Annotated in this window: 15 protein-coding genes; 1 reads left to right on the forward strand and 14 read right to left on the reverse strand. The window is 71.9% G+C overall.

The features are described from left to right. Window positions 1-82 precede the first annotated feature (82 nt). On the reverse strand, window positions 83-583 hold the full coding sequence (locus ABCR83_RS11695; RefSeq protein WP_462694845.1) for a hypothetical protein: 501 nt from the start codon (window positions 581-583) through the stop codon (window positions 83-85). A 244-nt stretch (window positions 584-827) separates the two neighbouring features. Continuing rightward, complete coding sequence (proB, locus tag ABCR83_RS11700) at window positions 828-1,958, reverse strand: glutamate 5-kinase (protein WP_462694897.1); 1,131 nt, start codon at window positions 1,956-1,958, stop codon at window positions 828-830. 259 nt (window positions 1,959-2,217) lie between these two features. Here proB and ABCR83_RS11705 point away from each other — a divergent pair, with 259 nt between their 5' ends. Next, window positions 2,218-4,263, forward strand: coding sequence for a hypothetical protein (locus ABCR83_RS11705; RefSeq protein ID WP_462694846.1), 2,046 nt, complete (start codon window positions 2,218-2,220; stop codon window positions 4,261-4,263). A 76-nt stretch (window positions 4,264-4,339) separates the two neighbouring features. On the opposite strand, the gene obgE is transcribed toward ABCR83_RS11705, so the two are convergent. From obgE to mreC, 12 genes are all read right to left on the reverse strand, one after another. Continuing rightward, the gene (gene obgE, locus ABCR83_RS11710; protein ID WP_462694847.1) at window positions 4,340-5,779 is read right to left on the reverse strand and encodes a GTPase ObgE; all 1,440 of its coding nucleotides are present in this window, start codon (window positions 5,777-5,779) and stop codon (window positions 4,340-4,342) included. Between the two features lie 126 nt (window positions 5,780-5,905). Further along, window positions 5,906-6,160 (reverse strand): 50S ribosomal protein L27, encoded by a 255-nt coding sequence (rpmA, locus tag ABCR83_RS11715; RefSeq protein WP_049715810.1) that lies wholly within the window; start codon window positions 6,158-6,160, stop codon window positions 5,906-5,908. Between the two features lie 14 nt (window positions 6,161-6,174). Beyond that, a complete protein-coding gene (gene rplU, locus ABCR83_RS11720; RefSeq protein WP_462694848.1) occupies window positions 6,175-6,495 on the reverse strand; it encodes a 50S ribosomal protein L21 in 321 nt (106 codons plus the stop codon). 220 nt (window positions 6,496-6,715) lie between these two features. Next, a complete protein-coding gene (locus ABCR83_RS11725; protein WP_462694849.1) occupies window positions 6,716-10,411 on the reverse strand; it encodes an Rne/Rng family ribonuclease in 3,696 nt (1,231 codons plus the stop codon). 222 nt (window positions 10,412-10,633) lie between these two features. Then, on the reverse strand, window positions 10,634-11,404 hold the full coding sequence (locus ABCR83_RS11730; protein WP_462694898.1) for a TIGR03936 family radical SAM-associated protein: 771 nt from the start codon (window positions 11,402-11,404) through the stop codon (window positions 10,634-10,636). A gap of 117 nt (window positions 11,405-11,521) precedes the next feature. Then, window positions 11,522-11,797 (reverse strand): type II toxin-antitoxin system RelE family toxin, encoded by a 276-nt coding sequence (locus tag ABCR83_RS11735; RefSeq protein WP_462694850.1) that lies wholly within the window; start codon window positions 11,795-11,797, stop codon window positions 11,522-11,524. 65 nt (window positions 11,798-11,862) lie between these two features. Continuing rightward, complete coding sequence (locus tag ABCR83_RS11740) at window positions 11,863-13,788, reverse strand: TIGR03960 family B12-binding radical SAM protein (protein WP_462694851.1); 1,926 nt, start codon at window positions 13,786-13,788, stop codon at window positions 11,863-11,865. A gap of 75 nt (window positions 13,789-13,863) precedes the next feature. Beyond that, window positions 13,864-15,399 (reverse strand): CYTH and CHAD domain-containing protein, encoded by a 1,536-nt coding sequence (locus ABCR83_RS11745; protein WP_462694852.1) that lies wholly within the window; start codon window positions 15,397-15,399, stop codon window positions 13,864-13,866. A gap of 40 nt (window positions 15,400-15,439) precedes the next feature. Next, window positions 15,440-16,633, reverse strand: coding sequence for a rod shape-determining protein RodA (rodA, locus tag ABCR83_RS11750; RefSeq protein WP_462694853.1), 1,194 nt, complete (start codon window positions 16,631-16,633; stop codon window positions 15,440-15,442). After that, window positions 16,630-18,771 carry a penicillin-binding protein 2 gene (mrdA, locus tag ABCR83_RS11755; protein WP_462694854.1) on the reverse strand — a complete coding sequence of 714 codons (2,142 nt, stop codon included), beginning with the start codon at window positions 18,769-18,771 and terminating at the stop codon, window positions 16,630-16,632. Before mrdA ends, rodA begins: the two co-directional genes overlap by 4 nt. 112 nt (window positions 18,772-18,883) lie before the next feature. Next, window positions 18,884-19,561: a rod shape-determining protein MreD gene (mreD, locus tag ABCR83_RS11760; protein WP_462694899.1), complete on the reverse strand. Its 678-nt coding sequence runs from the start codon at window positions 19,559-19,561 to the stop codon at window positions 18,884-18,886. 9 nt (window positions 19,562-19,570) lie between these two features. Beyond that, a complete protein-coding gene (gene mreC / locus ABCR83_RS11765) occupies window positions 19,571-20,503 on the reverse strand; it encodes a rod shape-determining protein MreC (protein ID WP_462694855.1) in 933 nt (310 codons plus the stop codon). Window positions 20,504-20,567: the final 64 nt, after the last annotated feature.

Below are 20,567 nucleotides of genomic sequence, written 5' to 3' on the forward strand. Positions count from 1 at the left end.
GCGCCCCGGGGCCCGGTCGCCCGGCTTTCCCTTCCCGTGGGACGCGGCCCCGGCGCACACCCGCCCCAGAAGCACACCCGCCCTAGAACGGGTGCACGCCGACCGGAGTGGCCGGGAGCGGTCCGTATCCTTCGGCGACCCGCTGCTGGTAGGTCTCGCGGTCGATGACCTCGAGGCCCACGATCTCCCAGGGCGGCAGCCGGGCCGTCGAGCGGTGCTCGCCCCACAGCCGCAGCGCGACGGCGGCCGCGTCATGCAGGTCACGGGCCTCCTCCCAGTAGCGGATCTCGGCGTGATCGTTGGCATAGCGGCTGGTCAACAGGAAGGGATGGTCATGGGCAAGCTGTTCCAGCGCCCGTCGGACCTCCCCCAGCGGCGCCTCGGCACCCGAGACGCTGAGGGTGATGTGCCACAGCCGGGACACCTCACCGCCCGGCCCGTCGGGCTCCGCGGCCGCTTCCGTCCTCTCCCCCGCTCGCCCCGAACCGATGCTGGTCAGTGTGCGCTCCTCCCCCGTGGCCCTGCGGGCGTGGGTGGGAGCGCCCCCGCTTCGGGGCAGGGCCCCTGGGCGCCCTCGTCTCACCGGCGGCCTCCTTGTCGCCGGCTCCGCACGCCGTGCGGCGGAGCCGTGTCGTGCTGGTTCTCGCGCTGCTCCGGGTCGGGTCACCGCTGCGGCACCGCCCGCCCATGACAGCCCGCACCTCAAAGTTGACCAGTCCACGAGCGGCCGCGTGGCGGTTTTCCGGAAAGGTCCCGGGGAAAGGCTGGACTTACTTCGTCCCTTTCGCCGCGTTCCGGCGCCCGCTCTGCTCCGGAGCTGACGCCCGTCAGGCGTGCAGCACGACCAGATCGTCGCGGTGCACGACCTCGCGCTCATAGCCCGGCCCGAGCTCCCGGGCCAGGTCCCGGGTGGAGCGGCCGAGCAGCTGCGGAATCTCCCCCGCGTCATACGAGACCAGCCCCCGGGCCACGGCACGCCCCGCGCCGTCCCGCAGCTCGACCGGGTCGCCCGCGCTGAACTCGCCCTCGACCGCGGCAATGCCCGCGGGCAGCAGCGAGCCGGTGCCCTGGACCACCGCCCGCACCGCCCCGTCGTCGAGCGTCAGCGCCCCGCGCGGCGTGGAGGCATGGGCGAGCCAGAGCAGCCGGTCGGTGGAGCGGCGGCCGGTGCGGTGGAAGTAGGTGCCGGTGGGGCGCCCGAGGAGCGCATCGGCGGCCCGGCTGGCGGAGGTGAGGACGACCGGTATGCCGGCCGCGGCCGCGATCCGGGCGGCCTCCACCTTGGTGACCATGCCACCGGTGCCGACACCGGCCTTGCCCGCACTGCCGATGGAGACCCCCTCGAGGTCCCCGGGGCCGCGGACCTCGGCGATCCGCGAGGTGCCCGGGATGCCGGGGTCGCCGTCGTAGAGGCCGTCCACATCGGACAGCAGGACCAGCAGGTCCGCCCGGACCAGATGGGCGACCAGGGCGGCCAGCCGGTCGTTGTCCCCGAAGCGGATCTCGTCCGTGGCCACGGTGTCGTTCTCGTTGACGACCGGGACGGCTCCCATGGCCAGCAGCTGGTCCAGCGTGCGGCGGGCATTGCGGTAGTGCGCCCGGCGGCTGGTGTCATCGGTGGTGAGCAGCACCTGGCCCACCCGGCGGCCGTAGCGGGCGAACGAGGCGGTGTACCGCGCCACCAGCAGCCCCTGCCCCACGCTGGCCGCGGCCTGCTGCCGGGCCAGATCGCGCGGGCGCTTGCCGAGCCCCAGCGGGGACAGCCCGGCGGCGATGGCGCCGGAGGAGACCAGGACGATCTCCTTCGCCGCCGCCCGGCCGTCCTTCTCCAACGCCCTCGCCACCACGTCCACCAGCGCGTCAACCCGGTCGGCGTCCAGTCCCCCGCCCGCTGTGGTGAGCGACGAGGAGCCCACCTTGACCACGACCCTGCGGGCGTCCACGACCTCCTGACGGATCTCCGCGCTCGCCGCTGCCCCTGCCAATGTCCGCACACCCCTGTGATCGCCGACCGTGTCCCGTTTCCGACCAGCAAATCTACCGCCCCGGCGATTGCGGTCGTTCGACCCTATTTTGTGACGATTGGTGTGATGGAAGATTGCTCCTGGCCCAGCGGCCGTCATACGGTCGGTTGCGGCCGTTCTCCGGCCGTTGTCCCATTACGTGTCCACCACGGTCCCTCCAGACCCCTCAGCTCTCCTGCCAGGAGCCCGTCCAGTGCCTTCTGCCGGAAATGTCTCCCGCCGAGCCGTGCAGGCCACGGCGCTACTCGCGATGCTGGCGTTCTTCACCGCCCAGCTCGTGGGAGCGCTGCTGCCCAGTACGCCGCTTCTGATCGCCACCTCGGCGGCGGGCCTCGCGCTCGACCTCTATTTGCAGCACCGCGACCCAGGCCTGCTCGCGCTGCTCGGCAAGATCCGTTTCGACGTCATGGTGCGGCAGCTGCTGCGCGACATGCTGCTCCTGGTCGGGCTGCTGCGCCTGCACGACGACGGCTCGCTGCGCTCCTACGCCCCGGTCTTCGTCGGGCTGGTGCTGTTCTACGCCGCACACCTCGCCTGCCAGGCCGTCGCCATCCTCGTCCGGCGCTCCCGCACGCTGCCGCTCGTCACCCGGAACATCGACGCCTCCGCGCTGCGGCTGTCCGCCGCCCCGCCGCGGCTGCTGGCCCGCCAGCACGGCCGCCGGCTGGTGCGCTTCGCCGTCCCCGGCTCGCTCGGCCTGCTGGTCACGGTGGGCTCCGGAAAGGCCCTCGCGGGCGCGGTCGGCGTGGGCCTCGGGCTGCTGCTCGCCCTCGGCGGCACCCTCTACCTGGCGAGCTGGCTGCAGCCGAAGAAGCGGGTGGCCACCGAGCGGCAGGCCATAGAGTGGCTGGACCAGTGGCTCGCCGCCTACCGGCCCACCGTCGGCATGTACTTCTCCGGCGGCACCAGCTCCGCCTACCAGGCCAACATGTGGCTCTCCACGCTCGCCGAGCTGGACGGCAACCCCATCATCGTGCTGCGCGAGCGCTTCATGGTGAAGAAGATCGACGCCACCGACATCCCGATCGTCTGCATCCCCAAGGTCGTCCACCTGATGGCCCTGGAGAAGTCCACGCTCAAGCTGCTGCTGCACCCGGCCAACTCGGGCAAGACCTCACAGGTCCTGCGCATGCCGTCGATCAAGCACGCCTTCACCAACCACGGCGAGAGCGACAAGCTCTCCAGCTGCAACCCGTACTCCAAGGCGTACGACGAGATCTGGGTCGCCGGGCCCGCCGCGCGCGAGCGCTACCAGCTGGCCGACATCGGCGTCGAGGACAAGGACGTGGTCGAGGTCGGACGCCCCCAGCTCGCCCCGATCCGGCCGTACACCGGTGCGCCCGCCCGTTCGTACACCACCGTGCTCTACGCGCCGACCTGGGAGGGCTGGGACGGCAATCCGGGCAACACCTCGGTCATGCTGGCCGGCGAGAACATCGTCCGCGAGCTGCTCGCCGACCCGGCGGTCCGGCTGCTCTACAAGCCGCACCCGATGACCGGCTCGGTCGACCCGCGCGCCGGGCTAGCCAACCAGCGCGTCAAGGAGCTGATCCGGGAGGCCAACGAGCGGCGCGGCGGCCCCCGTCCGGGCCCGGAGACCGCCGCCGAGCTGGAGCGCCGGCTGGCCGAGCTGCAGGAGCTCACCACCACCTCGTTCCGCTCCAGCGCGGACGAGATCGAGCGGATGATGCTGCAGACCGCTCCGGAGCCCGGCCGCGCGGCCGCCGTCGCCGCCGCCACCGAGGCCTGGGAGGCCGCCTACTGGGCCTCGCTGCCGGAGTGGGAGCACCAGATCGTCACCGGTCCGCGGCCCGCGCTCTACAGCTGCTTCAACGAGGCGGACCTGCTGATCAGCGATGTGTCGAGCGTGGTCTCGGACTACCTGATCAGCGAGAAGCCCTATGCGGTGGCCAACACCAGCGGCATGACCGAGGAGGAGTTCCTGGCGAACTTCCCGACCGTCACCGCGGCCACCATCCTCACCCCCGAGGCGACCGAGGTGGCCGCGCTCCTCGCCGCGGTCCGCGACCCGCGCCTGGACATCCTGGCGAAGGCCCGCGCGGAGCTCAAGGTCCAGCTGCTGGGCCCGTCCGACCCGCCGTCCCTGGTCCGCTTCGACCAGGCCGCGCTGGCGCTGGCCCGCAAGGCGGACGAGCGCGCGGCCCGGATGGCGGCGCGCGCGTCCGAGATCCCCGGCCAGCGCGACGCCGACGCGTCCTCGCCGCTGAGCGCGCTCTGAGAGCCTGCTGAGTCCGAGGAAGGCCCCGGGAGGATTCGCCTCCCGGGGCCTTCCCCATCTACTCGGCGGGGCAGGGCTACGCGAACGGGTCGAAGCCGTCGTACGCCTGGTCCGCCTCGTCCCGTTCCGCCTGCTTGTCCCGGCGGCGCTGCGCGGCCGGACGCGGTTCCTCCAGGCGGTGGTCCTCGCCGCGGCGGCCCAGCATCTCCGCGCCGGCGGCCATCGACGGTTCCCAGTCGAACACGACCGCGTCGTCCTCGGCGCCGATGGCGACCCCGTCGCCCGCCCGGGCACCGGCCTTGAGCAACTCGTCCTCGACACCGAGGCGGTTGAGGCGGTCGGCCAGATAGCCGACGGCCTCGTCGTTGCTGAAGTCGGTCTGCCGCACCCAGCGCTCCGGCTTCTCGCCGCGCACCCGGTACAGGCCGTCGTCCTCGAGGGTGACCGTGAAGCCCGCGTCGTCCACGGCCTTCGGCCGGATGACGATCCGCGTCGCCTCCTCCTTCGGCTTGGCCGCCCGGGCCTCGGCGACGATGCCGGCCAGCGCGAAGGACAGCTCCTTCAGGCCCTGCCGGGAGACGGCGGACACCTCGAAGATCCGGTAGCCGCGGGACTCCAGCTCGGGCCGGATGATGTCGGCGAGGTCCTTGCCGTCCGGGATGTCGACCTTGTTGAGGACGATGATCCGCGGCCGGTTCTCCAGCCCGCCGTACTCCGCCAGCTCCGCCTCGATCACATCCAGATCGGTCAGCGGGTCGCGCTCGGACTCCAGCGTCGCGGTGTCGAGCACATGCACCAGCACCGAGCAGCGCTCCACATGCCGCAGGAACTCCAGGCCGAGGCCCTTGCCCTGGCTGGCGCCGGGGATCAGACCGGGCACATCGGCGATGGTGTAGACGGTCGAACCGGCCGTCACCACACCGAGGTTGGGGACGAGCGTGGTGAACGGATAGTCGGCGATCTTCGGCTTGGCCGCGGACAGCACCGAGATCAGCGAGGACTTGCCCGCGCTCGGGTAGCCGACCAGCGCCACGTCCGCGACGGTCTTCAGCTCCAGGACGATGTCCTGCACATCGCCGGGGACACCGAGCAGCGCGAAGCCGGGCGCCTTGCGGCGGGCCGAGGCCAGCGCGGCATTGCCGAGGCCGCCGCGGCCGCCCTGGGCGGCGATGTAGGTGGTGCCCTGGCCGACCAGGTCGGCGAGCACATTGCCGCGCTTGTCCAGCACGACGGTGCCGTCCGGGACCGGCAGCACCAGGTCCGTACCGTCCTTGCCGGAGCGGTTGCCGCCCTCGCCGGGCTTGCCGTTGGTGGCCTTGCGGTGCGGGCTGTGGTGGTAGTCCAGCAGCGTGGTGACGGACTGGTCGACGACCAGGATCACATCGCCGCCACGGCCGCCGTTGCCGCCGTCCGGGCCGCCGAGCGGCTTGAACTTCTCACGGTGCACGGAGGCGCAGCCATGGCCCCCGTTACCCGCGGCGACATGCAGCTCGACGCGGTCCACGAAGGTGGTCATAGCGGGGTCCTCCAGATGCGTAGGGGGTGTCTTCGTTTGTAACGCGGCGAGGGCGGACCCGCTTCCCCCGCAGGGGAAGGGAGGTCCGCCCTCGTGCTGTCGCTCTGTCGCTCTACGGGGCCTGGATCAGGCGACCGGAACGATGTTGACGACCTTGCGGCCACGGTGGGTGCCGAACTGCACCGCACCGGCCTGCAGCGCGAACAGCGTGTCGTCGCCACCGCGACCGACACCGGCGCCCGGGTGGAAGTGGGTGCCACGCTGGCGGACCAGGATCTCACCGGCGTTGACGGTCTGGCCGCCGAAGCGCTTCACACCGAGCCGCTGGGCGTTGGAATCGCGACCGTTCCGGGTGGACGATGCGCCCTTCTTGTGTGCCATGTCTCCTCAGTCCCTTACTTCGCAGCCGTCGGGATGCCGGTGATCTTCAGCGCGGTGTACTGCTGGCGGTGACCAATGCGCTTGCGGTAACCGGTCTTGTTCTTGTACTTCAGGATGTCGATCTTGGCACCCTTGTGGTGGTCCACGATCTCGGCCTGGACCTTGATGCCCGCCAGGACCCACGGGTCGCTGGTGACGGACTCGCCGTCGACGACGAGCAGCGTGGAGAGCTCGACCGGGTCGCCCACCTTGCCGTCGGAAATCTTGTCAACCTCGACGATGTCGCCGACAGCAACCTTGTGCTGACGACCACCGCTACGCACGACTGCGTACACGCGGATCTCACTCTCTCGCTAGTAAACGGGACCTCTGATGCCAGCCGCTCGCACGGGCGAGTGCCCATGACGCTCCGAGTGGATGAGCGGCCTCTCCCGGCGGGCCGGGAGGGATTTGCTCAGGGGTGGGCGTACAGACGCCAGTAGGCAAGGTTACGGGGCCTTGCCCAGGGGGTCAAACCGGGGCGAGGAGGGGTTTGCCCTCCCCGCCCCGGCCTGCTCAGTCCTCGGCGACGGCGGTCTGCCCGGCCGCCGCGGCCTTCTTCGCCGCCGTCTTCTTCGCCGGGGCCTTCTTGGCCGCCGTCTTGGTGGCGGTCTTCTTGGCCGTGGCCTTCTTGGCGGTCGTGGTCTTCTTGGCCGCCGCCTTCTTGGTGGTGGCCTTCTTCGCCGCCGCCTTCTTGGCCGGAGCCTTCTTGGCCGCCGTCTTGCGCACCGTCTTCCTGGCCGGAGCCGCCTCCTCGACGGCCTCCTCGGCCGCTGCCGGTGCGGGCTCCGCCCCGGGCTCCGGCTCCGCCTGCGCGGTGAGGACGACCACGGCCGCCTCCTCGGCCCCCACCGGAGCGGACACCTGGCGGATCACCCGGCGGCGGGCCCGGACCGGCGGGGCAGCCGGAGCCTCCGGCCCGGCCTCGACGACCGGCTCGGCAACGGCCTCGGCCGGCGCGGGCGCCTCGACGACGATCTCCGGCTCGGCCGGTTCCGCCGCCTTCGGCGCGCCCGCCGGAGCGGATGCCTTCCGGGTCGCCCTACGCCGGGTACGACCGCCCGGGCGGGTGGCCGCGGCCTCCGCCTCGGCCGGGCTGCCGAACCACTCCTCGCCACCGCCGACCGACGGCACCAGCTCGGCCTCGGTCACCGGGGCCGGCTCCAGCTCGGGCTCGGCCTCCGCGGCCTCGACGGCCTCGGTGACCGGGGCCTCCTGCCCGGGCTGCGCGGCCCGGCCCTTCTTCTTGCCGCGCTTGCCACCGCCGCCGCCACCGACCGCGGCCGGCTGGTCCATGTGGACGATCACGCCACGGCCGTTGCAGTGCACACACGGCTCGGAGAAGGACTCCAGCAGGCCCTGGCCGACCCGCTTGCGGGTCATCTGGACCAGGCCCAGCGAAGTCACCTCGGCGACCTGGTGCTTGGTGCGGTCCCGGCCCAGGCACTCCAGCAGGCGCCGCAGCACCAGGTCCCGGTTGGACTCCAGCACCATGTCGATGAAGTCGATCACGATGATGCCGCCGAGGTCGCGCAGCCGCAGCTGACGCACGATCTCCTCGGCCGCCTCCAGGTTGTTCCTGGTGACCGTCTCCTCGAGGTTGCCGCCCTGGCCGGTGAACTTGCCGGTGTTCACATCGACCACGACCATCGCCTCGGTCCGGTCGATGACGAGCGAACCGCCGCTCGGCAGCCAGACCTTGCGGTCCAGCGCCTTCATCAGCTGCTCGTCGATCCGGTAGGTGGCGAAGACATCGACGTCCGAGGTCCACTTCTGCAGGCGGCCCGCCAAGTCGGGGGCGACGTGCGAGACATAGCCGTGGATGGTCTCCCAGGCGCCGTCACCGCTGACGATGACCTTGGAGAAGTCCTCGTTGAAGATGTCGCGCACCACCCGGACGGTCATGTCCGGCTCGCCGTACAGCAGGCTCGGCGAGCTGGTGGAGATCATCTTCGACTTCTTCTGGATGTCCTCCCACTGCGCCTGGAGCCGCTGGACGTCACGCGCCAACTCCTCCTCGCTCGCGCCCTCGGCGGCGGTACGGACGATCACGCCCGCGTCCTCGGGAACGATCTTCTTGAGGATCTGCTTCAGCCGGGCCCGCTCGGTGTCGGGCAGCTTGCGGCTGATGCCCGTCATCGAGCCCTCGGGCACGTACACCAGATAGCGGCCGGGCAGCGAGACCTGGCTGGTCAGCCGGGCGCCCTTGTGCCCGATCGGGTCCTTGGTGACCTGCACCAGCACGGACTGGCCGGACTTCAGCGCGGTCTCGATCCGGCGCGGGCCATTGCCCATGCCGAGCGCGTCGAAGTTGACCTCGCCCGCGTAGAGCACGGCGTTGCGGCCCTTGCCGATGTCGACGAAGGCGGCCTCCATGGACGGCAGCACATTCTGGACCTTGCCCAGATAGACATTGCCGACGTAGCTGGTGGCCTGCTCCTTGTTGACGAAGTGCTCGACGAGGACGTTGTCCTCCAGCACGCCGATCTGGGTCCGGTCGCCCTGCTGACGGACGACCATCACCCGCTCGACTGCCTCCCGGCGCGCCAGGAACTCCGCCTCGGTGATGATCGGCACCCGGCGGCGGCCCTGCTCACGGCCCTCGCGGCGGCGCTGCTTCTTGGCCTCCATGCGGGTCGAGCCCTTGATGGACTGCACCTCGTCGAAGCCCGTGCCGCCCTCGCCCTTGGCGCCGCGCGCCCGCGGTTCGCGGACCTTGACGACCGTACGCTCCGGCTCGTCGGCACCCGCCTCCTCCAGCGCCTCACCGCTGCGGCGGCGACGGCGGCGACGCCGGCGGCTGCCCGCGGTGGAACCGCCCGGCTCCTCCTCGCCCTCCTCGGGCTCCTCGGCTTCTTCGGCCTCCTCCGGCTGCTCCTCCTCGCCGGTCTCGCCCTCGCCCTCGGCGGCCTCGCCACGACGGCGACGACGGCCACCACGGCGCCGACGGCGCGGACGGTCGCCCTGCTCCTCGGCCTCCTCGTCGGCCTCGGCCGGCTCGGGTTCGGCCTCCGCCACGGCCTCGGGCTCCTCCGCCACCACACCGGGCGCCGCCACGGCCGCTACCGCGACCTCGGCGACCTCGGCGGCCTCGCCACGACGGCGACGACGGCGGCGGCCGGCGGCGGCCGGCTCCTCGGCGGGCTGCTCGGCCGGCGGCTCCTCGCCCGCCGCGAAGGCGGCGGCCGCGGTCTCCGGCGTCTGGAACATCGGCTCGGTGAACACCGGCGCCTGGAACACGGCGGTGGGCGGCACCGCCGCCCGGCGACGTCCACGCGCGGGCGGCTCCTCGGCCGCCTGCTCGACGGTGGTCCCGGTGGTCTCCGCGCTCACGGCCCGGCGGCGGGTACGCCGCGCACGGGGCTCCTCGGCGGGCGCCTGCTCCTCCTCGACGGGTGCGGCGGCCGTCGCGGCCTCCGGCTCCGCGCCGCCGCCCGCCTTGCGGGTGACCCGGCGGCGGGTACGGACCGGCTTCGCCGGCTCCTCCGGGACCTCGGCGGCCTCGGCGGCCTCGGCGGCCACCGCCTCGGCGGCCACCGGCTCGGCCTGGGCAGCCGCCTGGCGGGCCGCCCGACGGCGCGGACGCGCGGCGGGGGGTTCCTCCGCCGCGGGCTCGGCGGCCGGGGCCTCGACGGGCCCGGGGGCGGCCTCGGCCTGCGCCGGCGCCTCCGGCGCCATGACCTTGCGGGTGACGCGGCGGCGCTGCCGCGCCGGGGCGGCGGCCTGCGCGACAGCCTCCGGCTGGGCGTCATCGGCCACCGGCTCGGGGGTGCTCGCGGCGACGGCCGCGGTCTGCGGGGTGCCCTCCGGTGCCATGACCTTGCGGACGGCCCGGCGGCGCGGACGCGCCGGGGCGGCGGCCTCGGCAACCTCCGGCTCGGCCTCCGTCACCGCTTCCCCGGCGCTCTCGGCGGCTTCGGCGGCCTTTGGCGCACCGGCCGGCGCGGTGGCCCTGCGGGTGGCCCGGCGGCGCGGACGCGCCGGAGCGGCGGCCTCGGTGGCGGCCTCCGGTCCGGCCTCCTCGACCGGCTCGGCGGCCGCCACGACGGCCTCCGCCTCCGCCGGGGTCCCGGCCTCGACGGCGGTCACCGGCGGGCCGGCCGGACGCGAGGCGGCACGCCTGCGGCGGCGCGCCGGCAAGGTGTCGCTGGGGCTGTTGTCGTTGTCGTTCCCGGCTACGCCGGGATCCATGGGCTCAATGGGTTCGAGCATGCGGGCGGTTCTCCCGTCACGCTCCCGGGCGCCGCGCCTGATCCGGTCCGTCGGCCCGCGTGATGAGCGCGGGTACCGCCGTCCGGGGCGCGGTCGCCGCACGGGAGCTGTCGTCTCGCTCGCCGGGTCCGAATCATCGGTACCGGCGAAAGTCTGCTGGTCAATGCGTCTGCCGGACCCGGGTGGCTCCCTGGCTCGGCGGCAGCGCGGCGACGATCGTCCTTACGCCGGTCCGCCCGGCGCCGTGGCTGCGCCGACGGCCGGGGATGAAGCGGCTGCGGCAGCGTCGCGGTCGGGCGCGAGCGGGTCGGTCACCATCCCGGACCCCTCATCGAGCAGCCCCTGCGCCAGCCTGGTCACCGCTGCGGGGACCGGCGGCGCCAGGTCGGCCGTAGCGCGGAGACCGGACAGGACGTCGTCGGGTCGAACGGCAGGTGTCAAATGCCGAACAACCAGCCGCAGTATCGCACAGGCACCGTCGCCGGGCCTATCGGCCGGGAGGCCGAGGGCCTCGAGTCGGGACACCGCGGCACGCGCGTCAAAGGTCCGCAACCCGTTTTTCGTGCGGCGCTCGACCTCCACGGTCTCCGCCGCCAGAAACGCCGCGACGGCCCGCTCGGCCTCCGCGACCCCCACCCCGTCCAGCCTCAGCTCCCACACGGAAGCCTGCAGCCGGTCGGCGAACGAGGAGGTACGGGCCTCCACCGCATCGACGATGTCGAGCCCGTCGGGCAGCGACTCGTCGAGCAGCTCCCCCAGCCGCGCGGGTTCGCGGGCCTCGGCGAGCTGGATCTCCAGGTACTCGGCCTCGCTGCCGGTGCCGGTGGGTGCGGCATTGGCATACGAAACCTTGGGGTGCGGGGTGAAACCCGCCGAGTACGCCATCGGCACTGCGGCGCGCCGCAGCGCCCGCTCGAAAGCGCGCTGGAAATCGCGGTGGCTGGTGAACCGGAGGCGGCCGCGCTTGGTGTAGCGCAAGCGAATGCGCTGCACCGCGGGTGCGGGCGGCGGGCCTTCGGGCTGTCGCTTGCCCAGTGTCTTGGTCCTTCGTGAGAACGGTCGTACTGCCACCAAGGGTACGTGGCTCATGGAAGATCGCGTTCGGGCGGGTCAGGACTCGTCGGTGACGAAGATGTCCTTGTCGTTGAAGACCTCGACGATGAAGATCAGCAGACGGCCCATGCTGACCGTGTACTCGACCAGGATGTTCTGCGTCAGCCGGATGGTGCGGTCGTCACCGGTCGAACTCATCGGCCGGGACAGTGCGGGGAAGGGATCGCGCGCCAGCAACGCGATGCCCTTGTCGAACGCGGCACGCAGCTGGTCGTCCAGACGGTCGCGCCGCACGGCGGCCTGCTCGGTGAAGTAGACCTGGTAGGTCGGCATCACGTCGTCTCCCCTCTCCGACCACGCGGGAAGGCATCGCGCCTTCCCGCGTGAACGACAAGCTATTACTTGACCACCGTCAGTGGCAGCAGCTTCTTGCCCGTGGGGCCGATTTGAATGGCCGTGTCCAGCTGCGGACACACCCCGCAGTCGAAGCACGGCGTCCAGCGGCAGTCGTCGACCTCGGTCTCGTCGAGCGCGTCCTGCCAGTCCTCCCAGAGCCAGTCCTTGTCCAGGCCCGAATCCAGGTGGTCCCAGGGCAGGACCTCCTCGTAGGTACGCTCGCGCGTGGTGTACCAGTCGACGTCGACGCCCTGCGGCGGCAGCGTCCCGGCGGCGCACTTCATCCACTGGTCGTAGCTGAAGTGCTCGCGCCAGCCGTCGAAGCGGCCACCGGACTCGTACACGGCGCGGATGACCGCGCCCACCCGGCGGTCGCCGCGCGAGAGCAGGCCCTCGACGATGCCGGGCTTGCCGTCGTGGTAGCGGAAGCCGATCGAGCGACCGTACTTCTTGTCGCCGCGGATCTTGTCGCGCAGCTTCTCCAGCCGGGCGTCGGTCTCCTCTGCGGACAGCTGCGGCGCCCACTGGAAGGGGGTGTGCGGCTTGGGCACAAAGCCGCCGATGGACACCGTGCAGCGGATGTCATTGGAGTTCGACACCTCACGGCCCTTGGCGATCACATTGACCGCCATGTCGCCGATCTGCAGCACATCCTCGTCGGTCTCGGTCGGCAGGCCGCACATGAAGTACAGCTTCACCTGGCGCCAGCCGTTGCCGTAGGCGGTGGCGACGGTCCGGATGAGGTCCTCCTCCGAGACCATCTTGTTGATGACCTTGCGCATGCGCTCGGAGCCGCCCTCGGGGGCGAAGGTCAGTCCGGAACGACGGCCGTTCCGGGTCAGCTCGTTGGCCAGGTCGACATTGAAGGCGTCGACCCGGGTCGAGGGCAGGGAAAGGCCGATCTTGTCCTGCTCGTACCGGTCGGCGAGGCCCTTGGCGATGTCACCGATCTCGGTGTGGTCGGCGGAGGACAGCGACAGCAGGCCGACCTCCTCAAAGCCGGTCGCCTTGAGACCACGGTCCACCATGTCACCGATGCCGGTGATGGACCGCTCCCGCACGGGGCGCGTGATCATGCCGGCCTGGCAGAAGCGGCAGCCGCGGGTGCAGCCGCGGAAGATCTCCACGGACATCCGCTCGTGGACGGTCTCGGCGAGCGGGACGAGCGGCTGCTTGGGGTAGGGCCACTCGTCGAGGTCCATCACGGTGTGCTTGGACACCCGCCACGGCACGCCGGAGCGGTTCGGCACCACGCGGGCGATCCGGCCGTCGGGCAGGTACTCCACGTCGTAGAACGCGGGGACGTACACGCCGCCCGTCTTCGCCAGCCGGAACAGCAGCTCCTCGCGCCCGCCCGGGCGGCCCTCGGCCTTCCACGCCCGGACGATCTCAGTGATCTCCAGCACGGCCTGCTCGCCGTCGCCGATGACGGCGCAGTCGATGAACTCGGCGATCGGCTCGGGGTTGAAGGCCGCATGCCCGCCCGCGAGCACGATCGGATGGTCCACCGTGCGGTCCCTGGCCTCGAGCGGGATGCCCGCGAGGTCCAGGGCGGTGAGCATGTTGGTGTAGCCGAGCTCGGTGGAGAAGCTGAGGCCGAAGACGTCGAAGGCGCCCACCGGCCGGTGCGAGTCCACCGTGAACTGCGGCACCTGGTGCTCGCGCATCAGCGCCTCGAGGTCCGGCCAGACGCTGTAGGTGCGCTCGGCGAGCACGCCCTCGCGTTCGTTGAGGACCTCGTAGAGGATCATGACGCCCTGGTTGGGCAGGCCGACCTCATAGGCATCGGGGTACATGAGCGCCCAGCGGACGTCCGTGCTCTCCCACGGCTTCACCGTGGAGTTGAGCTCTCCGCCGACGTACTGGATGGGCTTCTGCACATGCGGGAGCAGGGCCTCGAGCTGCGGGAAGACCGATTCGGCAGTCATCTGGGCGAACCTTCGTGAGCTGGCAAGGGGCGACTCTCAAGCGTAACGTGCCCGGAATCGCCCTCAGGCCACGCGTCACGCCCCCAACCCCTCCCGCCACCGCCCCGCCGAAGCCTCTCCCCACACCCCCGGCAGCGCCCGCTCGTCCTGTGCCGCCCGCTGCTCCTCGCGCCCGTACAACAGGCCATAGGTGAAGCCCGGTTCCCCCGCCGCCTGTGCCTCGGCCGCGATCCCGCGCAGTGCGCCCTGCGCCATCACGCTGTCCTGGTGGTCGCCGAGCAGCGTCTGCACGGCCTTCATCTGCCTGGCGAAGCGGCCCGCGCCCTGCCCCAGCGCCGGGGTCGCGGCCTCCGCGGCGTAGCGGACCCGCTTGGCGGCCTTGCGGGCGTCGTGCAGGGCGGTGTCGCGCCCGGGGCCGGGGTCCGCGGCAAGGGCCTGCTCGACGCGGGTGGCGAGGCGCCCGTAGTCGCGCAGCACGGCCTTGGCCAGCGCCGGGCCCGGCGGGCGGGCGGCGGCGGGGCGCAGCGGCGGGTCGGCGAGGAGGGAGTCGAGGGTGTCGAGGAGGGCCAGGTAGCGCTTGCTGTCGAGGACGGCGGTCAGGCGACGCCGGGAGCCGGCCCGGCGGCCGCCCGACCAGGCGCGCAGCCGGGCGCGTACCGGCCCGCGCACCAGCGTGCGCGGCACCTCGTCCAGCCGCTCACGCAGCCGCTCGGCGAGCACCTCACGGTCCCGGTCGACGCCCAACTCCGCGGCGAGCCACTTGAGTTCGTCCCCGATCGGGTCCGTGGCCCGGCGGTCGAGGAGCTTGCCGTACGAGCGGAAGGCGCCGCGCAGCCGCCGGGTGGCGACCCGCATCTGGTGCACGGCGTCCTCGGTGCCCCGGCGTGCCCCGGGGTCGAGGGCGGCCATGGCCTCGACCTGTTCGCGGACATAGGCGAGGACGCAGTCACCGGCGGTGGGCTTGCGCTTGCGGTCGTGGTCGCGTGGCGGCCGTACGGCCGGTGCCCCGGTCTCGGCCAGCGCGCGGGCCAGTTTGGAGGCCGATCCGGCGGGCCGCAGGCCGGCCTTGCGCAGGCGGGCTTCGAGGGCGTCGAACAGTTCGGGGCCGGTGCCCTGGGCCAGCTCGATCTCGGCCTCGGTCCAGCCGGCCGTACCGCCGCCGTCCAGCCGGGTGGCGGTGACGCTGTCCGTGCTCGCCTGGGCGAGCAGAGCGCCGTCCGCGTCCAGCAGGTCCCGTACCTCGCGGTGCGAGACGATCCGCACCAGCGGCACCAGGGCCGTGTCCCGGGTGCGGGAGCGCACCAGCGCGGCCAGGGCGCGCGGGACCCGGGAGGTGGTCAGGGGAGCCCGGATCTCGTCCCGCACCCCGGGGGACACCGGGAGCTTGAGGTGCCACCCGGCGTCTTCGCCGCCGGTGCGGCGGCGCAGGGTGATGCCGGCCGCGAACAGCCGGCCGTCGGTGGTGTCGTAGTAGACGGCGTCCAGCTCGGCCGTGCCCCGGTCGATGACGCTCGCGACGGGCGCGGTCCCGCTCAGGTCGGGGAGCCGGGCCACGCCCGAATCGTCTCCGGCTTCGTACTTCCGCTCGATCTCTCGCACGGTGTCCGCCATGTCGCCGAATCTAGTCGGCGAACCGCCGGGACGGCAGACCCTATGCCGCCACCAGCGGTCGCTGCGCCTTGATGGACTGGAGCAGCCCTATCGCCATCCAGGCGGCGAACATCGACGAGCCGCCGTAGGAGACGAAGGGCAGCGGCAGGCCGGTCACCGGCATGATGCCGAGGGTCATGCCGATGTTCTCGAAGGACTGGAAGGCGAACCAGGCGATGATCCCGGCGGCCACGATCGTCCCGTACAGGTCGGTCGCCTCCCGGGCGATCCGGCAGGCCCGCCACAGCACCACCCCGAGCAGCAGGATGATCGCCCCCGCGCCGACGAAGCCCAGTTCCTCGCCCGCGACGGTGAAGACGAAGTCGGTCTGCTGTTCCGGTACGAACCGGCCGGTGGTCTGGGAGCCGTGGAAGAGGCCGGAGCCGGTCAGGCCGCCGGAGCCGATGGCGATGCGGGCCTGCTTGGTGTTGTAGCCGATGCCCGCCGGGTCGAAGGAGGGGTCGGCGAAGGCGGCGAAACGGTTTATCTGGTACGCGTCGAGGATCCCCAGCTGCCAGATGAGGACGCAGCCGAGCACCCCCGCACCCAGCAGGCCGGCCAGCCAGCGGTGGGAGGCGCCGGAGGCCAGCAGGATGGCCAGCACGATCACCACCAGGACCATGATCGAGCCCAGGTCCGGCATCAGCAGGATGACCAGGATCGGCAGCCCGGCGATCCCGAGCGCCTGCAGGACGGTGCGGTGACCGGGGTGCTGCCGGTCCCCGGCGTCCACCTGCTGGGCCAGCACCATCGCCATGCCCAGGGTGATGGTGATCTTGGTGAACTCCGAGGGCTGGATGGAGAAGCCGCCGCCCAGCTGGATCCAGGAGCGGGCGCCGTTGATGGTCGCGCCGAGCGGGGTGAGCACGGAGGCGGTGGCCAGTACGGACAGCGCGTAGAGCACCGGCACGGCCCCGCGCAGCGCCCGGTGGCCGATCCAGACCGCACCGGCGGCGAGGGCTATGCCGATGCCGGTGTTCATGATGTTGCGCAGCAGGAAGTAGTACGGGTCGCCGTGGGTGAGCTCCTTGCGGCCCCGGGTCGCGGAGTAGACCAGCAGCGTGCTGATGGCCGACAGCGCGAGGGCGGCGAGCAGCATCACCCAGTCGAGCCGCCACAGCACGGAGTCGCGGTCGGTGAGCCGGTCCCAGCCGGAGCGTTCGGGAGCGAAGCGGCGTATCGACCCGACGCTCACTCGTCCTGCTCCTTCCGGGCCGGGACGGCAGGGGGCGACGAGGGCGGGTCGATGTGCTGGGCCTCGATGCTGCCGTCCTTGTCGATCCTGGGCAGCCTGGCCTCGGGGTGGGGCAGCAGCGCCTTCTTGTCGTCGATCTTGCCGTTGCCGTCGACGCCGTAGAGGGCGTTGTAGATGTTGCGGACGGCGGGTCCGGAGGCACCGGAGCCGGTGCCGCCCTGAGAGATCGTCATGACGACCGTGTAGTCCTTGGTGTAGGTCGCGAACCAGGAGGTCGTCTGCTTGCCGGCGACCTCGGCGGTGCCGGTCTTGGCGTGCATCGGGATCTCCTTCTGCGGCCAGCCGCCGAACCGCCAGGCCGCGCTGCCCTCGGTGGCGACCCCGGCCAGCGCGGCGTCGAGCTGGTTGCGGGTCTTGGCGTCGAAGGGCAGCTTGCCGTGTGCCTCGGGCCTGGTCTCCCGGACCCGCTTGCCGTCGGGGCTGACGATCGCCTTCCCTATGGTCGGATTGTAGAGCGTGCCGCCATTGCTGATCGCGCCGTAGATGGTGGCCATCTGGATGGGGGTGACCAGGGTGTCGCCCTGGCCGATGGAGTAGTTGACGGAGTCACCGGCGCGCATGCGCATAAAGGACTCGCAGTTCTCCTTGGCGATCTGCCCCGCGTAGTCCTTGGCGTTGTTGCCCTGCTTGCACCAGACGTCCTTGTTGGCTTCCCAGTACCGCTTCTTCCAGTCGCGGTCCGGCACCCGGCCGCGCACCTCGCCCGGCAGGTCGATGCCGGTCTCCTTGCCGAGGCCGAACTGGTGGGCGGTCTTGTAGAACCAGTCCGCCGGGTTCTTGGGGTTGTTGCCGCCGTCCTTCTGCCACTGCTTGTAGGCCAGGTCGTAGAAGACGGTGTCACAGGAGACCTCGAGCGCCCGGCCGAGGTCGATGGGGCCGTAGCCCTTGGACTCGTAGTTGGTGAAGACCTGTTTGCCGATGCTGTACGAGCTCGAGCAGTTGTAGTGGTCGGTGAAGGAGTAGCCGGCGTTGACGGACGCGGTGGCGGAGATGACCTTGAAGACCGAGCCGGGCGCGGACTGGCCCTGGATGGCCCGGTTGAGCAGCGGGTAGTCGGAGTCGTCGCCGGTGAGGGCCTGGTAATCCTTGCCGGAGATGCCGCCCACCCAGACGTTGGGGTCATAGGTGGGGTTGGAGGCCATGGCCACGACCCGGCCGGTCCTGGACTCCATGACGACCACGGCGCCCGCGTCGGCCTTGTACTTCTGCCCGGTGTTGTGGTCGTACTCCTGGCGGGCGTCCTTCATCGCCTGGTCCAACTCCCGTTCCGCTATGGCCTGCACACGGGCGTCGATGCTGGTGACGATGTTGGCGCCGGGCTCGGCCTTGTCGCTCTTGGCCTTGCCGATGACCCGGCCGAGGTTGTCGACCTCATAGCGGGTGACGCCCGCCTTGCCGCGCAGTTCGGTGTCGTACTGCCGCTCCAGGCCGGAGCGGCCGATCTGGTCGGAGCGGACCAGCGGGGTGTCGGACTCCTTGGTCCTGGTGATCTCGTCATTGGTGACGGGCGAGAGGTAGCCCAGCACCTGGGCCGCGTTGGCGCCGCCCGGACCGGCGTAGCGGCGCACCGCCATGGGTTCGGCGGTGATGCCCGGGAACTCCTCGGCGCGCTCGCGGATCTGCAGGGCCTGCTGGGTGGTGGCCTCGTCGGTGACCGGGATGGGCTGGTAGGGCGAGCCGGCCCAGCAGGGCTTGGGGGTCTTGGCGTCGCACAGCCGGACCTTGTCGGCGACGTCCTGGGGCTTGAGGCCGAGGACGCCGGCCAGCCGGGTGAGCACGTCCTTGCCCTTGTCCCGCATCTTCATCAGGTCGGTGCGGTTGGCGGAGACCACCAGCCGGGTCTGGTTGTCGGCGAGCGGCACCCCGCGCGCGTCCAGGATCGAACCCCGGGTGGCGGGGGCGATGACCTGTTGGATGTGGTTGTTGGCGGCCTCGGCGGTGTACTGGTCGCCATTGCGGATCTGGAGGTACCAGAGGCGGCCGCCGAGGGTGACGAGCAGGGAGACGACAAGAATCTGGATGACGATGAGACGGATGTTGACGCGCGAAGTCCGCCCGGTCTCGGGGATGTTGCTCATCGTGTCCATCCGTTCGCCCCGCTGCGGCAGCAGCTCGTGTCACGCCGACCCGCGCGGCGCAGAGGTGCGGCCATCGCGTTCATCTGCGGCCCGGCGGCCGCGCGTGCGACGCTCACAGCCGCTTACCGCCCTTGCCCCAACCCCTGTTCCTGGCCGCCCCCTTCATCAGCAGTCCGCCGCGCCGGCCGCCCAGCCGGCTGCTCCGGCCGCCGCGGAAGCTGACGCTGGAGAGCCAGCCGTACGAGCCGTCGCCGGAGGCCACCGCGGTGCCGTCCGCGGTGAGCGGGTCGTTCTCGCCCCGGCGGGCGAGCGCCATGATCAGGGGCACCGTGAAGGGGGCGAGCAGCAGGTCGTAGAGCGCGGCGGTGAACAGCAGCCCGGTCAGGCCGACATGGCGGGCGGCGGTGTCGCCGACCAGCGAGCCGACCCCGGCGTAGAGCAGGGTCGAGCCGATGGCCGCGCCGACCACCACCAGCATCGGGACGGTGGCCGAGCGCAGCCGCCCGGTCTCCGGCCTGGCCAGGCCGACGGCATAGCCGACCACGCACAGCACCAGGGCGTAGCGTCCGGCGGCGTGGTCGGCGGGCGGTGCCAGGTCGGCGAGCAGGCCCGCGCCGAAGCCGACCAGGGCACCGCCGCTGTGCCCGTAGACCAGGCCGAGGGCGACGACCACCAGCAGCAGCAGGTCGGGTACGGCGCCGGGCAGATGGAGCCGGGCGAAGACGCAGACCTGCAGGACGAGGGCGATCACCACGAGCGCGGTGGACAGCAGAATCCGGTTGAGGCGCATCGGCATCGGTCAGTCCCTGGGGTTTGCGCTCGCGGAGGGGGTGGCCGTGACGGTCACCGTGGGCGTCGGCTTGGGGGCCGCCGGTTTGGGTGGCAGCACGGTGTCCCGGGGGTTCTCGCGGGGCGGCTGGACGACGACGCCGACGAGGTCGAGCTTGCTGAAGCCGACGAAGGGACGGACCTGGAGGGTGCGGGTGAGGCTGCCGCCGCCCGGTTCCACGCGGACCACCTCGCCGACCGGGACGCCGGGTACGAAGGGCTTGTCCTTGCTGGAGCCGAAGGTGACCAGGCGGTCGCCGGAGTGAACGGACGCCTTGCCGTTGAGGAGTTCGACGCGCAGGGTGCTGTCGCCCTGGCCGTTGGCGAAGCCGATCTCGCCGGTCTTCTCCAGCCGGGTGCCGACGGTGAACTTGGGGTCGCTGGCCAGCAGGACGGTGGAGGTGGACGGCCCCACGGTGGTCACCCGGCCGACCAGGCCGTCGCCGTTGAGCACGGTCATGTCGCGCTTGATGCCGTCGCTGCTGCCCAGGTCGATGGTGACCGTCCAGGAGAAGCCCTGGGCCGCTCCTATGGCGATGACCTGGGCGCCCTTGATGCCGTACTGGCCCCGGCCCGCGGTCTTGAGCATGGCGTCGAGCTCCCGGACCCGGGCGCGGTTACGGTCGTCGCTGCCGAGCCGCTGCTTGAGTTCGGTGTTCTCGCGCTCCAGGCCGGTGATTCTTCTGCTGCGGTCGCCGGAGTCGCGGACGGCCGCGACGGCGCCCGCGACCGGGTCGACGGCCGCGGCGACGCCCTTCTCCACCGGTCCGAAGGCCGAGGCGGCGCCCTGTCGGACGCCGTCCAGGGGGGACTGCTCGCCGCCGCGGATGTCGATCGTGATCAACGCGAACGCGACGGCAATCAGCAACACCAACAGCAGCCGGCTCTCTCGTGTGTCCCTCACGTGCGGCGGCATGCCCTTCTCGTCGGACCGGTCGGCTGCGGGCCCGGGCCGGTCATCGGCAGCG

The sequence above is a fragment of the Streptomyces xingningensis genome, assembly GCF_054957865.1.